Origin of the sequence: Hymenobacter lucidus (assembly GCF_020447265.1) — a bacterium.
Taxonomy (GTDB): Bacteria; Bacteroidota; Bacteroidia; order Cytophagales; family Hymenobacteraceae; genus Hymenobacter; species Hymenobacter lucidus.
Genome location: NZ_JAJADR010000011.1, coordinates 40,692 through 55,799 on the forward strand (window position 1 = coordinate 40,692; position 15,108 = coordinate 55,799).

Here is a 15,108-nt window from a genome sequence, read left to right on the forward strand (position 1 = left end):
ACCAAAAAGAGCTGTACCAAATTTATTTTGGTACAGCTCTTTTTGGTACAACGCTGCTGGCGGGGTTCAGTGGATTTGCAACCCGCATAAACGCGTAGAGACGCGGCCCTGCACGTCTTTACATTCAAATGGACGTCGGCCTGTTTTAGCCAATGCCGATACCCAGCTTTTCCAGCTCTTCCCATACGCGGTGCACCGGTAGGCCCATCACGTTGAAGTAGGATCCTTCCAGCCGGGTCACGGCTACCATGCCAATCCAGTCCTGGGCTCCGTAGGCACCGGCCTTGTCGAGGGGCTGGTAGGTGTGCACGTAAAACTCGATTTCGGCCGGGGTGAGGCTGCGGAAATGCACCCGGGTCTGGTCGGAGAAAACAGTGCGCTGGCCGTTGCCGCCGAGCAGGCACACGCCGGTATACACGTCGTGGGCGCGGCCCTGCAGGCGGGTGAGCATGGCGCGCGCCTCGGCCTCGTCGGCGGGCTTGTTCAGCACGTCGTCTTCCAGGCACACGATGGTATCGGCCGTAAGCACCACCTCGTCGGGGGCCAGGCCGGCGCGGTAGGCCTCAGCTTTGTGGGCGGCCAGATACTCGGCTACTTCGGCCCGCTTAAGGTGGTCGGGGAAGCTTTCGTCCACTTCCTGCAGGCGCACCTCGTAGCGCAGGCCTAGGTCGGTGAGCAGCTGCCGGCGGCGGGGCGAGTTAGAGGCCAGTACCAGGCGCAAGGTGGGGGGCGTAGAAAGCATTGTCGTGTTCGTCGTCGCGGATGGAGGTAAAGAGGAAGCCCCCGATAGTTTTGGGGTAGAAAAAGGTGGATTTGGGCGGCATGACGGCCCCCGAGTGGCACACGCGCTCCACTTCGTCCATTGTCACCTCATTCACGATAAGCGCGGCGCGGGCTTCCTGCCGGTCTACGCGGGTGAGGCACTCGGAGAAGTTGCGCACGTAGGCCACGCCCGGCCACGCGCGCTGCGCATCCGGCCCGATGATGCCCAGGGCTTTTTCCAGCACGAAGAAGTGCAGCACCGTCAAATCCAGGGCCTTTACCTCGGCCGTTGTGTCCCAGTTGAGCTGCTCGTGTACCTCGGGCCGCAGGCGCAGCTTGTAGGCCTGCCCGCCGATATACAGCCCAAAAGCCCACTGCTTGCCGGCAATCAGCTCGGGCAAATCGTAGGCGTCGTCCTTGGGCACCACCGTGAAATAGGGCTCCAGCCGCGCCAGAAAATCCGCGTCGCTCAGGCCCGCGGGCAGCTCCAGCAGCAGCCGGTGGGTGGGCAGAATCCGCAGGTCGTCGGCGGCGGCGTTGGTCAGGTACATCAAATGAAAATGCCACGGCTCCCGACCCGAGTTCTCCGGCTCGGCAGCCATGCGGGCCTGCCGGTAGGCCAGGGAGCCTTCGTAGCGGTGGTGCCCATCGGCCAGAATAACCTCGCGCCGGACCAGCACCTCCTGAAACCGCCGGATAATGGCGGCATCCTGAATCACGGCCAGCACGTCGCGGGCGCCCTGGTAGTCTTCCTCAGTCTGGTAAAGCGGGTCGCGCATGGCCTCGTCGAGGTAGCGCTCCAGCTCGAAGTCTTCGTCGCGGTAGAGGCCGTGGGTGGCGCTGGTCTGGAACTGGGTGCGGGCCAGCAGTTCGGCGCGGTCATTCACGGCGGCGGGCAGCGTATTTTCGTGGCGCAGCACCACGTTTTCGGCCCAGTCGTAGGCCCGGATGTGGCACATGAAGCCCTTGCGGCAATACTCGTGCTGACTGCCCGGCAGCCGGAAATACTGGTAGTAGGCGTAAATGCCCGGCATTTCATCCTGGCGCAGCACGCCCGAGCTTTGCCACTCCGCAAGGCGCACCAACGCCGCGCCGGCCGCATCCTCACCGCGCGGCACCGACAAATGAATGCTGTTAAGCGGGTTGCGGTAGAGCGCCTCGCGCTGCTTCTGCGACACGACGTCGAACAAGGGCGAAACGTAGTCGTCGATGTGGGCGCTCAGCTCAGCATTATAGCGCCAGCCGCGCACGGGTTGAATTTCAGCCAAGGTCAGAGAGTAAATTATTTAACATCTATCAAGTAACAGTTAACATTTATCGGGGCACATTCAACACCTCTACGCAGGCCATGCATTAGCGCCTGCGTCAGAAATGATAGAGGATAAATGTTAATTGATAAATGAGAATCAAGGGGCCAGACGGCTCAGCGTCCAGCCCTGGCCGGCGCGCTCGTACACAATCCGGTCGTGGAGGCGGGAGGGGCGGCCCTGCCAGAACTCGACCCGCTCGGGCCGCACAATGTAGCCACCCCAGTGCGCAGGGCGGGGCAGTGGGTCCTGGCCTTCGTAGCGCTGCTCAATGGCCTTTTCCTGCGCTTCCAGCTCCTCGCGGTTGCCGATAATCTGGCTTTGGGGCGAGGCCCAGGCCCCGATCTGGCTGCCGCGCGGCCGGCTCTGAAAGTAGGCGTCCGATAGTTCCGCCGGTGCTTTTTCCACCCGGCCTTCCACGCGCACCTGCCGCTCCAGCCCGGGCCAGAAGAAGGTGAGGGCGGCCAGGGGCCGCTCGCTCAGGTCGTGGCCTTTGCGGCTGTCGTAGTTGGTATAAAACAGAAACCCCGCGTCGTCGGGCAACCCTTTCAGCAGCACCACCCGGGCCGAGGGCTGGCCGGCCGCATTCACCGTCGAGACGGTCATGGCCGTGGGCTCGTCGAGGTGGGCGCTCAAGGCCTCATCGAGCCACTGCCGGAATTGCAGCACGGCATCGGCCTGCACGTCGGCTTCCGAGAGGGTACGCTGGGCGTAGGTCTGGCGCAGGTCGGCTAATTGTTGATCCTTCATAAGAGTAGAAAACCGCAAAACAGTAGATTGCCGTGGCTTTAGAGGCGCAAGGTAGTATATTGACCGCACCCTTGGGAACCCGACACCGCCCCGGTAGCGTAAGGGAAAAGCAGAAACCCCGCAGCTGCCCCGCCAACCGGCCCGGTAGCTTGTTCAGCCTTGGCTTCAGCCGTGTTCAGCAGTCGGCGCTTTTACGGAGGCGTCCTTTCAGTGGTCTTCAGCGTATCGTTCACTCGTCAATTTCTTCTCATGCCTCGGCTACGCGACAGTAGTTTATTGATTTCGCAGCCCTTCCTGGGCGACCCGAACTTCGAGCGGACGGTGGTCCTGATGTGCCGCCACTCGGAGGAAGAAGGCTCGTTCGGGCTGGTGCTCAACCGCCCCTCCAACCTGCTGCTCGGCGACGTGCTGGAGCTGCCCGGCGGTGATGCCTCGCCCGCGGCCCGCCTGCCGCTGGGCCTGGGCGGCCCCGTGTATCCCGATACGCTGCACTACCTACACCGCCGTGCCGATGTGCCCAATGCCACCAGTCTGGGCCAGGAGGTGTACTGGGGCGGCGATTTTCAGGTAGTGCTGGGTTTGCTGCTCAGCGGCGAGCTGGGCCCCGACGATATCCGCCTCTACGCCGGCTATTCGGGCTGGACGGCGGGCCAGCTGGAGGAGGAAGTGAAGGAAAATGTTTGGATTGTCCACCCCAATGCTGCCGGGAAAGTATTTACTTTGGATAATGATGCCTTCTGGCAGGCCATTTTGCGGGAAAAAGGTGGCCGCTTCCGGGTTCTGTCCAACTACCCCTCCGACCCCCGCCTAAATTAGCTTTTGCTTTCTTCGCTGCCGGGCCACCCATCCTTTCCTTTGGGCCCGGCCTTTTCCTCTGACTTATGTTACCTGAAAACGAGAATTCCGCCCCCAACAGCTCCGATGCTTCTTCGGAGTCGCCGATGAGCATTCTGGAGCGTCGCCTGGCCGAAATCCAGGCCAAGCAGAATCCGGCCGATGCTGCCGCCACGCCACCTGCTGCGCCGGCTGCAGCTCCCAACGAGCCCGCGCCTGCACCAACTGCCCCGGTGGCTTCTACCACCACCAACGAAATCACCGAGCGCCCCGCCCAGGGTACCCCACCCGTAGCCGATGCCCCCGCGGGCGCCGGCACTACCGAGCCCACGGCCGCCGCTACCGAAGCCGCTGCCGAAACCACGGCCACGCTGAAGGCCGGTGAGGCAGCCGATATTTCGGAGCCTCTGGCCCGCGCCGAAAGCCACTACGGTCACGATAACCCCGGCGTGCAGTCGGCCGAAGCCGCAGTGGCTGAAACGGCCGCCAGCGCGCCTGCTGCTCCAGCGCCCAGTGCCACCACTGCGGAAGCTGAAGCGCTGACCGTACCAGCCGAAACCACGACGGAAGAAACTCCCGCAGCGGTTGCGCCGATAGCCGAATCGACACCAACTGCACCGGAGCCGGTAACGGCCGTAAACGAGCCGGTAGTAGCCCTGGAAACCGCCGCCGATATTGAAAACGCCCCGGCTGAGTTAGCCGCCCTGCCCACGTCGGCCAACGACTCGGCAGCCGAAGCGGCGCAGGCCGCTGAGGCTGCCCACAGCCCGGCCGCCGAGGAAGAGGAGGAGTACGTGCCCGAAATTCCGGTGCCCGACTTCACCACGCTCGATTTGCCCGCGCAGGCTTCACACCTGCTGGCGCTGTTGCAGCGCCCCGATGCCCGCCAGAACCGCAAGCAGATCTTTGACCTGTACCGCCAGTATGAAACCGGTATCAACGCCGACCGCAACGCGGCCCGGCAGCGCTTTACCGAAGGAGGCAGCGAGGCTGATGATTTTGCCTACACCGGTCCCGAAGGCCACGCTGAGTTGACCAAAGCCCTGCAGGAGTTCCGCGACAGTCGGGCTAAGGATGCCCGCGCCGAGGACGAGCAGCGCGCCAAAAATCTGGCCCACAAGCAGTATTTGCTTTCGCAGCTGCGCCAACTGGTGGAGTCGGCCGAAACCAAGGATAGCTCCATCCGCATCAAAGCGCTGCAGAGCGACTGGAAAGCTACCGGTGCCGTGCCCCAGAAAGACGCTCAGGAAATCTGGAACAGCTACCACGCCCTGCTCGATATCTATTATAATAACCGCGGCCTGTTCTTCGAAATGAAGGAATTGGACCGTCGGCGCAACCTTGAAGCCAAGGAAGCCCTGATTGGGCGGGCCGAAGCGTTGGCCAACCAGCCCAGCATCAACAAGGCGCTGCAGGAGCTGCGCCAGCTGCATGAGGAGTGGAAGCACATCGGTCCGGTGGCTAACGAGCAGCGCGACGCCATCTGGAACCGCTTCCTGCAGGCATCGGAGAAAGTACACGACCGGAAGAAGGAATTCCTGAACGTGCGCTCGACGCAGGAAAATGCCAATCTGACCCGCAAAACCGCGTTGTTGGAGCAAATTCGACCGTTTGCCGAATTCCAGACAGAGCGCGTGAACGAGTGGCGCGCCAAAACCGACGAGCTGCAGAAGTTGAAAGAGGAGTGGGATGCCGCCGGCCTCGTGCCCCGCGACAAAGCCGAGCAGCTCAACAAGCAGTTCTGGTCGGCCTACAAAGGCTTTTTCCAGCGCAAAAACCAGTTCTTCAAGTCGCTCGACGAAGAGAAAAACGCCAATCTGCAGCGCAAGCTGGAGCTGTGCGAACAGGCCGAAGCCGCGCTGCAAAACCCAAATTGGGAAGAAGGCCGCGAAATTGTGATTCGCCTGCAAAAGGACTGGAAGCTGATTGGCCGCGTGCCCGAGAAGCAGTCGGACAAGGTATGGAACCGTTTCCGCACGGCCTGCGACTCATTCTTCGAGCGCAAAAACGAGGAAGCTAAGCAGCGGGTACAACAGGCTCAGCAAGTGTCGCAGGAGCAGGCTACCCACCTCGACCGGGTAGCCGAAGCCGTAGCGGCCCTTTCTGCCGATGCCCCCGGCACCCTGGAAGGCTTCCGTCAGCACGTGGAAGAATGGCGTGCCTTCGATAGCGCCTCAGCCGGTCCACGTGGTTCCAATGAGCGCGCCGAGGAGAAATTCCAGACCCTGATGGGCAACTATCTGGATGCCGTGCCGGGCCTTTCGTACGCCGACCGGACCGATCTGCTGTTTCAGCTGCAGGTTGAGCGGCTCAAGTCCAGCCCCGATTCGCAGCAGGCTTTGTACCGCAAGGAGCAGGCACTGCGCCGCGAGATTAACGAGCTGGAAAACGACATTGCCACCTTACAGACTAACCTTGAGTTCTTTGCGCGGTCGAAGAATGCCAGCCAGCTGCGCGAAGAGTACCAGGGCCGTATTGAGGAAGCGAAAGGCCGCATTGACGGACTGAAAAAACAATTGAAAATTATTCGCGCATAGTTTGGGAATTGTGGTGGAAGCACTAGTTTTGCACCACAATTCGCCTCCTTAGCTCAGCTGGTAGAGCAACTGACTTGTAATCAGTAGGTCGCTGGTTCGATCCCGGCAGGAGGCTCAAATTGCTTCGAAGCCCCTTGTAAATCACGTATTTACAAGGGGTTTTTTGTTGGTGTGTCCGCCAGTGCGCTTGTTTCGGCACAGCCCTGAAGTATCGGTCAGTTATTATGCGAAGGATAAGGTGTGGAAGGCGGGAGGGAAGAGAGGTACTAGCATGCGGGTTTGACGTCTGTAGCAGCGTCTGCGTTGTTGCTGACAAGCCTACCACCGCAAAGGTGGTACGGTGTTTGGCTAACGGCTCTTATCTACTTACCCACTCTCTCTTCACAATGAAAAACTTCCTTCAAAATGCCTCGGCCACTTTCACCATTGTTTTGCTTCTGGCAGGCTCCACTAGCCTGCAGGCACAGAACCGGATAGATGGCACTAACTTGGTTCAACAGGGCAACGGCGCATATGTCCAAAAGACGGATCGTGCGCTCTGCATAGGTAATAGTTTGCTAGGTATTCCAAGTATTCCAGCCAATGGCTGCGTGAATATGACCCAGGAGAAGTTTATGTTTACACCCTCGGGGCATGCAATGGCCGTCTGGACAGCGACGCTTCCGGAGGCGCAACGCCCAGCTCAGCGCGTTGTGTTTAATTCAACATGGACGGAAACCAATAGTGACGGCGTTACGCGCACCTATACCAACGTAACTGTTACGGAGCCGAACGGTTCGGTAAAGCTGACGATGAATGACAAGGAAAACGGCAAAGGCAAAATGAAAGCTAAAGGCAAGAAATAACAAGCACTATTATCAAGAAAAGCCCCGACCATCTGGCCGGGGCTTTTTTTATGAGTTACAGCTACTACTTAAAGCGTCTCAATTTCCTCAGGCTTTATTTTTAGCGCTTGTAATCGGCTTGCTTTATTACTGATAGCCTGCTGGGATGCGTACCAAATAAGCTGAATTCTGGTACGTAGCTCGTTACTTCCTCGGGAACTATGCTAATTTATTCTGTGGAGTAAATCCATGTGCCACAGAGTATTAAAGTCGGTAGTTGTTTCGATGACAGGGTGTTATTTATGGCTATTGGTAGAATGATAACATACGAAAAAGTCTTGGCTTGCGCTGCCGGTTCAATAACTACTATAATTACGGATGAGCTGGGCTTCCCGTTCAATAACAGCCAGCTAAAGATTCGTTTGTGAGCATGCTTTTGAGCGAATGTCTTACACAGATAATTAATACAGATGCACTATACTTGCTTGTTACTGTTGTTATGATGCCCATGTTTTTTTGGACAAAAGGCACGGAAATAATTTTCTCATCAGCGCCGGTCCAAAGCAGCCCGGCACTATGCAGCCAGCAGCCGTTTCTACCGATTATCTGGCGCTTATAGGCCTACTTAGTCTATTGGCTACCTTATAATAAGCCGGGGCCTATCTGCCTGATTCCCTTTCAAAGAGCTGTTCAGCTTTTCAATGACGGGCAGTGTTTTTATATTCGTATAGCTTAATACTCGCACCCTTATCCTGAAGATCAAATGATTATTCCTGCCTGGGTTGCCACTATAGTTAAGGCCTTTACTGCCTTTCTCGAAGCCGAAAGCCAGCAGCCTCCCTATCCCTTCGATGATAGTGAAGGAGAAACGATATGGAGAGAGTGGGACGATAATCATCAAGGCTCCCTACGCCAACTTGCTGAAGCCAAGCAAATTCTTAAGGAATCGGAGCAACGGCAGCCCAAGACATCATTAGAAAGCCCCGACTTATACAGGAGCTTTTAGCTTTTTCACTAACGTCAGTCAAGCCTGCTTTCGGCTTCAGAGCTAGTAGTCGACAGGGTGCACTACGGAAAAGCTGCTGATTAGCCGCTGAATGAATTACGAAGGGCCATAATACCGGAACAACTTTGTGACCTTACCAGGTAGTTTGCACCTCCAAATAAAAAAAGTCCCGACAGCAAGGCCGGGACTTTTTTTACTCAAAGCTCCTCAGAAGAAAACCCGTTGATTAGGTGGAGGTATTCCGGAAATACGCTTATTTAATATCCTTGGTATTTACGGTGAGCGTCATCGTGGCACCCACTCCGCTTTTATAGTTGCCGGGGTTGGCAAGGAAGGTTTTATCCATTATAACTTCGCCCTGCACCTTTCCATCTACCACGAGCTGAGCACCTAGAAACGTGTCTTTGTTGACCGTAGCTGGCTTCGTGGGAACAGTCAGGGTGACAACCAGCGTCTGAGCATCCTTGTAAGTAAGCGTCTTGCTGGTAGTGCCCTTAGCGTAAGGATCAGGGGTTTGCATAGCCTGCTGCCAATCGAGGCCACTGGTGGCCGATAAGTCCAGAGAAGCAACAGGAGCCACCGACTCCAGGCCAAGCATAGCGTATTCTACCCAGGCAGTATGCGCATCCGTGGGAGGATTGGGTGCCGGATCGGGAGTCGAATCTTTACTGCAGGCAGATATGAGCGCCAGCAGAGGCAGGGCATAAATTCGTTTCATAAGGGAAGTTAAGGATTGTTTTTGGGCTCCCTCTAAAATAGTAACAGAAAGCACCCGGTGGCAAGAGGAAAAACAGCAGCTACCAGAATTAAATTCCAACCCAATAGCTCTATGATAGGTAGTATGCAGCTAGTAGATGAGAAGATTAGTTGGGAAAGTAGAGCAGGGGTAACGAACTTCTGTAGGGGCTGTTGCGGTGGGTCACTTGCTGTTCTTACCGGGTCGGCTAATAAAATAAGAACACAATAATTCATCTTGGGTCAGCCTAGGAATTCGGGCTTTAGCAGCAAATGGGACGCGGCAAAAGGTATAGTTGATTAATTCTCTAGCTACATAATATAAAAAAGCTTTTTAAAATTAATTGAAAACGAAAATGAATCTGTTACGTTTGCGGCAGAGTCGATTAACAATTGACTCTGCTTTCATTCACCCTTAAAAAACATCAGCATGGCATTAGATTTCAGCCAATTCGAAGAGGTTCTCAAGGCTGCTAAAAACAGCGAGGTCGTAAAGAAAGATTTGCGCAAGGCACTGCGGGGTGTTTCCTCTGCTATTAATGCTCTGAGCCAAGCTGTTGCCGAGATGGAAACTGTACTGGCTGATGATTATCAACCAGCTGCCAAAGTGCGCAAGCCCCGCGTAACCAATCCCAATGGTGCTAAGCGCGGCCGTAAGCCCAAAGCGGCTGCCACTGAGTAAAACGCAGCAGGAGAATTATTTTTCTGGCATTGCAAAGAAAAAGCCCCCGGTAACGAGGGCTTTTTCTTTGCAATGCCGCCTAATAGTTATCTGGACTTCCGCGTAAATCAGCGCTGGGGCGGGAAATAGAACGTCGCACTATAGAATAGGTCACGGGAGGAATACGCTGCTTTTGCCGTTGCTTTTTACCATAACCATTATTTTGGCTGCGTATAGGTTGAGTGCGGTTCGATGAATATATCAGTCGCAACTAATCCGGTTCGCACTTTTGCCGTATCAGCAGCAGGGTTTCTTCTCATTACTTCTCTACTACTCTCAATGAATTTTTCTTCTTCTCAGCCCGAAGACCTCTTGTTTGATGCCGCCCGCCGCGGCGACGTAGCGTATCTGCAAGAGTTGCTGGCTGGCCCGTTGGATGTGAACGTGCAGAATGGCAAAGGCTTCACAGCGCTGATTATTGCCGCCTACGACGGGCAGCAGGCAGCCACCGAAGTGCTGCTGGCTGCCGGTGCCGACCCCAACGTGCAGGATGTAAGCGGCAACACGGCCCTGATGGGCGTTTGCTTCAAAGGTTACCCCGAAATTGCCAGTCTGCTGATTGAGCATGGCGCTGACTTAAACCTGCAGAACGGTAACGGCGGTACTGCCCTGATGTTTGCTACGCTGTTTGGCCGCAATAAGCTGGTGAAGATTGTGCTCGACGCAGGTGCCGATACCAGCATCCGTGACGTGCGAGGCCTGACGGCGCTGGATCTGGCTGTGCAGCAAGGCAATGAGGAAGCGCTTCAGCTGCTGCAGTAGTAAGCTCTGGTTTTGCTGCGGGAAGGATAGCCTCGCCGGTTACTGGTAGACGCGGCGTAAGGGCATAAAAAATCCCGGTCACTGACCGGGATTTTTTATGCCCTTACGCCGCGTTGCTTAGTCGCTCGCGGGTGAGAATTGCCTGGATGGCGGGCGAGGCTTTCACATCCGGTGGGTAGGGAAGCTGGGCCAGCTGTTGAATGGTCAGTTCGCCGTCGATGTAGCGCTGCAGCTCGTGCAGTAGCTCGGGCCGGGGGCCGGTGCCACCCATTGAGGCCACGGCAATACCCCATTCGGCGTGGCGCTGGCGCTTGAGGCGAGCAGCCACTTCCTCTTCGGGTAAGGCCGAGGAAATAGGCTTGAAATACGTAGAGTCCATCAGCTTACGCGGTTGGTGTTGAGCGTGTATACGGCGCTGGCGAAGTTGAGGTATCAAAAAGGGGTATTTCTAGACTCAGGTTTGGCATAACTAGCTACCCAGCTCGGCGGTAAACAAGGCCGGGTCGCCGGCTGTAAGGGCAGGGAGCAGCTGACAAAGGACCCGCGAAAAGAAAACGGCCGCTCCGGTAGCTCGTTTCATTATTCTCATATATTTGTGTTATACCTGTTTCGAACAGGGTTGCCCCCAGCAATTACTACCCACTGCCGGTCCGAAGCCGCTATCTTTTCGGTAGCCGCTGCCTGTTATCCACTTCTCTATGCTGCATTCCGCTGTTGAGCCCGCGCTTCTGACTTGTGCTATTCTGGACGATGACGAAATTAACCGGCTGACGCTGGAGCACTACGTCGCCCTGAGCGGCTCGCTGCAACTGGAAGCCTCCCTGTCGGGCAGCGTGGAGGGGTTGAGCTTTTTCAGCACCGGCCGCCGCGTCGACGTGCTGTTTCTGGACGTGGAAATGCCCGATCTGAATGGCCTGGATATGCTGCGCCTGCTGCCCGAGCCACCCCAGGTAGTGCTCACCACGGCCCACGAGAACTTTGCCTGGGAAGCTTTCGAGCTGCGGGTAGCCGACTACTTGGTCAAGCCCTTCGACTTCGAGCGGTTCATGCTGGCCGTAAAGCGCGTTTCAGAGCTGCTCAGCGCCGATTCTACTACTGCCAAACGGTTTCTCACACCGGGCTCGTAGCTGATTTCAACGCTGGGCTAGTGCTGCTGGCCGGTTTTTTTCTTACTGAACAAGCCCCCGAAGCCTGCTCTCACGCAGTCGATTCGGGGGCTTGTTGGCAGAGAGTAGCCGCGCTATTAACTGGCTGGGGCAGCTGCCGGAGCATTGGAAACGTGGTGCTGCAGCTGCCAGAGCAATTGGGGCAGCTGTAGCAGCAGTTGCTCAATGGCCTCGGTACGAGCAGCAGTATTAGCCGCCGGGTCTTCCAGCGTAGCCACGAAGGGTAGCAGTTCTTGGGCCATAAGCAGCTTCAGCGAGGGTTTGATGCGGTGGGCCAGCGCGGCGGCCCGGGGCCAGTCGGCGGTGGTGGCAGCATCCTGCAGCTGCAGCACCATCGGGGGCGTATGGGTTAGAAACGAGTCGAGGATGCGCCGCACGAATACGTCGTTGCCCCGGGCGGTGCGCTGCAGGTCGCCGAGGGCAAACAGGGGCTGGCCGGGACGCGGGTCGGCGCGGTGCAGGGCCAGAATTTTGCGCACCAGCTCACTGGCCTCGAAGGGTTTGGCCAGGCAGTCGTTCATACCGGCGGCCAGGTACTTTTCGTTATCAGCCAGGAAGGCGTTGGCCGTCAGGGCAATAATGGGCGTTTGGGCCCGGGCCACGTCGGGGTACTGCCGGATGCGGGCCGTGGCTTCCAGGCCGTTCATCCCCGGCATCTGAATGTCCATCAGAATCACGTCGAAAACCTGCTGCTCAAACAGGGCCAGGGCCGCCGCCCCATCGGTAGCCGTTTCTACCACCACCTCGTAGCTGGCCAGCACCAGCTCAGCCAGCTGCCGGTTCACGTCGTGGTCTTCCACCAGCAGCACGCGCAGCCCCCGAATGGCTTGGGTAGCTTCGGCCAGGTCCTGCTCGTTTTCGCCCGGATTGGCGGCCAGCACTTCCTCCGCCGAGGCTTTAGCGAATGTGAGCGTAAAGCCAAAGCTGGTGCCGGCACCTGGTTCGCTGCACATCAGCAAGTGGCCGCCCAGCTGCTCAACCAGACTGCTGCTAATGGACAGACCCAGGCCCGAGCCCCCAAACCGGCGGCTGGTATCGGCGTAGGCCTGGGTAAAGGTGGAGAAAATAGCTTCCTGCTTGTCGTGGGCCACGCCCAGGCCCGTGTCGGTGACCAGAAAGCCGATGCTGAGCGTCGTATCGGTTTCGGCCAGCAGCCGGGCGCTGAGCGTGATGGTGCCGCGCTCCGTAAACTTGAGGCTGTTGCTGAGCAGGTTGAGTAGCACCTGGCTCAGGCGCTGCGGGTCGCTGAGCACGGCCGGGTGGGGCAGGGCCACGGGCTCGGTCCGAAAGCTCAACCCTTTGGCCGCGGCCTGAAAGCTGATGGTCTGGCCCACGGCCTGCAGCGTCTGGTTCAGATCGAACGGAATCTGTTCCAGCTCCAGCTTGCCCGAGGTGATTTTGGCCACGTCCAGAATATCATTCAGCAAACCCAGCAGGTGGTTGCCCGAGTTGCGGATAATGGCCACGTACTCCTGTTGCTGGGCGCTGAGCGGGGTGCGGGTGAGCAAGCCGGCCATGCCCAGCACACCGTTCATGGGCGTGCGAATCTCGTGGCTCATATTGGCCAGAAAGTTTTCCCGGGCCGTGGCCGCCGCTTCCGCTTCGCGTTTGGCCCGCTTCAGCTCCGTCACGTCGGTGCCCACCGTCAGCACTTCCCGCAGGCCGTGGGGGCGCAGCAAGGGGCGCTTCACTACCTGCAGCTGCACTACCTGGCCGCTGGCCAGCGTGAAGGGCATTTCGCCGGAAACCTCCTCGCCCGTGGCCATTACCACCGCATTCCATTCCGTGAGCTGGCGCAGCTCGGCCCCTTCGGGCGTGTCGGCGTCCGGGCTGCTCTGCAGATGGTTGCTACGGGACATCAGTTCCTTGAAGGCGGCATTGGTGAAGATGGGCGTGCCGGTTTCGTCGGTGACGTAGAGCAGGTTGGGCGAGGTATTGACGATTTGGTGGATGAATTCCTGCTGCTCGTTTACCTGCTGCTCGGCTTGGTGCCGCTCGGTAATGTCGAGGCCGTAGGCCACCATCAGGCGCACCGTGCCATCCGGGTTGAGAATCGGCTTCACAATACGCAGCATGCGGCGCGCTCCGTCCGGCGTCTCAATGGTTTCTTCGATGGTAACGCTGCGGCGCTGCTGCAACACTTCGTCAAACATCCGCTTGCGCTGCACGGCCATGTCGATGGGCCGCTGGCGGTAGGCGCAGTACTCGAAGTGGTCTTTACCAATAATCCAGGCCCGCACCTCGGGGTTGCGGATGCCCATTGGGTTGACGAACAGATACCGGTGCTGGAGGTCGAAAACGCCGATATCGGTGGGCAGCTCGTTGAGAATCGTCTCGTAGAACTCGCGCTGCTCGGCCAGCTGCTGCTCGGCCCGGTAGCGCTCCGTCACGTCGAGGCCGTAGGCCACCACGAGGCGCAACTGGCCATCGGCGGCAAATACGGGGTGGAAGCGGCGCAATACGTGCTGCGTGCCCGTATGGTCCTCCACCGTTTCCTGCCACTGCACGTCGCGCTGCCCGGCCACGGCCTGCTCAAACATCTGCTGGCGCTGCTCGGCCAGGGCCCGGGGCCGCCGGCGGAAGGCCGTTACCTCGAAATTGTCTTTGCCCAGCATCCACTGGCGCGTGGCCTCGTCGGGGCAAACGTTGGGGTTGGTAAACAGGTAGCGGTGCTGGTCGTCGAATACCGACACACCTACGGGCAGCTCTTTGAGAATGACTTCGTAGAATTCGCGCTGCTCGGCCAACTGCTGCTCGGCGTGGCGACGGGCTGTAATATCGACCAGGTACAGCGTGGCATACTGCTCCTGGGGCACGGGCGTCACCTGCAACAGGAAATACTGCTGGCCCACGGCTATTTCCTGCTGCTGGGCGTCGGTTGTGGCCAGGGCAGCCGTTACCAGCGTCAGAAGCTGAGTGCGCAGGGCGGCATCGGTGCCCAACACCTGCACCAGCCCGGCGGCGCCCGGGTTGGCATACACCAGCTCGCCGGCGGCGGTGAGGCGCAGCACGGGGTTGGGATTTTGCTCGGCAATCAGCGACACGGTGCGCAGCTGGGCTTCGCGCTGGTAGCGCTCGGTCACGTCGCGGTAGCACACCAGACGGCCGGCCATTACGTTGTCGAGCACCAGGTAGTCGCGCTCCAGCACCCGGCCGTCGGCTAGCAGCAGCTCCTCATTCAGCACCGAGTGGCCCGCCTGTCGAATGGCGCTAGCCCGCGCCAGGTAGGCGTTCGGATCCTGAAAATTGTGGCGGATGCGCGCGGCTACGGCCATTCCCGTGGTCGGAGCCGCGTCGGCCGAAATATCTTCGATGCCAAACAGCTCACAGTAGCGCTGGTTGACGAGTTCCACCATGCCGTTGTCATCGACGAGCATAAAGCCGATGCGCAGGTTCTGGACCAGCGAGGCCAGGCGGGTGTGGTAGCGCCGCGTGGTAGCCTGGCTGTCGGCGAGCTGCTGCTCCAGCTCGGCAATGCGCGCTTCGGCCTGCTGGCGGCGGGTTCGTTCTTGCTGAAGCTCAGCAGCAAGAGGGTCGGGAAGGGCGGGGGCGGGCATGGGCGGCGAATTCAATAAGCAACGAATATACACGCCGGCGGCTACTACCACCAAGGCCGAGCTGACGAAAAGGGTGTCAGCCGTTGGAAAGGCAGAATCAGACCGGGTTGGGGCAGTGGCTGGCTACAGGACAATAATTTCGCCCCT

At 58.4% G+C, this 15,108-nt stretch carries 13 protein-coding genes and 1 tRNA gene; 8 read left to right on the top strand and 6 right to left on the bottom strand.

What is annotated here, in order from left to right:
• Positions 1 to 145: 145 nt before the first annotated feature.
• The 3 genes from LGH74_RS22545 to pdxH all read right to left on the bottom strand — a co-directional run bounded on the left by LGH74_RS22545 (position 146) and on the right by pdxH (position 2,819).
• Positions 146 to 742, bottom strand: coding sequence for a Maf family nucleotide pyrophosphatase (locus LGH74_RS22545; protein ID WP_226180029.1), 597 nt, complete (start codon positions 740 to 742; stop codon positions 146 to 148).
• A complete protein-coding gene (locus LGH74_RS22550; RefSeq protein ID WP_226180031.1) occupies positions 699 to 2,030 on the bottom strand; it encodes a DUF1015 domain-containing protein in 1,332 nt (443 codons plus the stop codon). The genes LGH74_RS22545 and LGH74_RS22550 overlap by 44 nt, the downstream gene beginning before the upstream one ends.
• Before the next feature lie 138 nt (positions 2,031 to 2,168).
• Positions 2,169 to 2,819: a pyridoxamine 5'-phosphate oxidase gene (gene pdxH / locus LGH74_RS22555; RefSeq protein WP_226180033.1), complete on the bottom strand. Its 651-nt coding sequence runs from the start codon at positions 2,817 to 2,819 to the stop codon at positions 2,169 to 2,171.
• 249 nt (positions 2,820 to 3,068) lie between these two features.
• Between pdxH and LGH74_RS22560 the strand changes: the two genes are divergently transcribed.
• The 5 genes from LGH74_RS22560 (at position 3,069) to LGH74_RS22580 (ending at position 8,020) form a co-directional block, all read left to right on the top strand.
• Complete coding sequence (locus LGH74_RS22560; RefSeq protein ID WP_226180035.1) at positions 3,069 to 3,635, top strand: YqgE/AlgH family protein; 567 nt, start codon at positions 3,069 to 3,071, stop codon at positions 3,633 to 3,635.
• Positions 3,636 to 3,700: 65 nt separating this feature from the next.
• Complete coding sequence (locus LGH74_RS22565; RefSeq protein ID WP_226180038.1) at positions 3,701 to 6,190, top strand: DUF349 domain-containing protein; 2,490 nt, start codon at positions 3,701 to 3,703, stop codon at positions 6,188 to 6,190.
• A 42-nt stretch (positions 6,191 to 6,232) separates the two neighbouring features.
• A tRNA-Thr gene (locus LGH74_RS22570) sits at positions 6,233 to 6,305 on the top strand.
• A 271-nt stretch (positions 6,306 to 6,576) separates the two neighbouring features.
• Complete coding sequence (locus LGH74_RS22575) at positions 6,577 to 7,035, top strand: hypothetical protein (protein ID WP_226180040.1); 459 nt, start codon at positions 6,577 to 6,579, stop codon at positions 7,033 to 7,035.
• A gap of 742 nt (positions 7,036 to 7,777) precedes the next feature.
• Complete coding sequence (locus LGH74_RS22580) at positions 7,778 to 8,020, top strand: hypothetical protein (RefSeq protein ID WP_226180042.1); 243 nt, start codon at positions 7,778 to 7,780, stop codon at positions 8,018 to 8,020.
• A gap of 253 nt (positions 8,021 to 8,273) precedes the next feature.
• On the opposite strand, the gene LGH74_RS22585 is transcribed toward LGH74_RS22580, so the two are convergent.
• Complete coding sequence (locus tag LGH74_RS22585; RefSeq protein ID WP_226180044.1) at positions 8,274 to 8,738, bottom strand: YdgH/BhsA/McbA family protein; 465 nt, start codon at positions 8,736 to 8,738, stop codon at positions 8,274 to 8,276.
• Between the two features lie 447 nt (positions 8,739 to 9,185).
• Between LGH74_RS22585 and LGH74_RS22590 the strand changes: the two genes are divergently transcribed.
• Positions 9,186 to 9,437 carry a hypothetical protein gene (locus tag LGH74_RS22590; RefSeq protein WP_226180046.1) on the top strand — a complete coding sequence of 84 codons (252 nt, stop codon included), beginning with the start codon at positions 9,186 to 9,188 and terminating at the stop codon, positions 9,435 to 9,437.
• 231 nt (positions 9,438 to 9,668) lie between these two features.
• Positions 9,669 to 10,238: an ankyrin repeat domain-containing protein gene (locus LGH74_RS22595; protein WP_226180048.1), complete on the top strand. Its 570-nt coding sequence runs from the start codon at positions 9,669 to 9,671 to the stop codon at positions 10,236 to 10,238.
• 103 nt (positions 10,239 to 10,341) lie between these two features.
• Here LGH74_RS22595 and LGH74_RS22600 read toward each other — a convergent pair whose 3' ends face one another.
• Positions 10,342 to 10,617 (bottom strand): hypothetical protein, encoded by a 276-nt coding sequence (locus LGH74_RS22600; RefSeq protein WP_226180050.1) that lies wholly within the window; start codon positions 10,615 to 10,617, stop codon positions 10,342 to 10,344.
• A gap of 319 nt (positions 10,618 to 10,936) precedes the next feature.
• Between LGH74_RS22600 and LGH74_RS22605 the strand changes: the two genes are divergently transcribed.
• Positions 10,937 to 11,365, top strand: a complete 429-nt coding sequence (locus LGH74_RS22605; RefSeq protein WP_226180052.1) for a LytR/AlgR family response regulator transcription factor — start codon at positions 10,937 to 10,939, stop codon at positions 11,363 to 11,365.
• 116 nt (positions 11,366 to 11,481) lie between these two features.
• Here LGH74_RS22605 and LGH74_RS22610 read toward each other — a convergent pair whose 3' ends face one another.
• Positions 11,482 to 14,961 carry a response regulator gene (locus tag LGH74_RS22610; protein ID WP_226180054.1) on the bottom strand — a complete coding sequence of 1,160 codons (3,480 nt, stop codon included), beginning with the start codon at positions 14,959 to 14,961 and terminating at the stop codon, positions 11,482 to 11,484.
• Between the last annotated feature and the right edge of the window lie 147 nt (positions 14,962 to 15,108).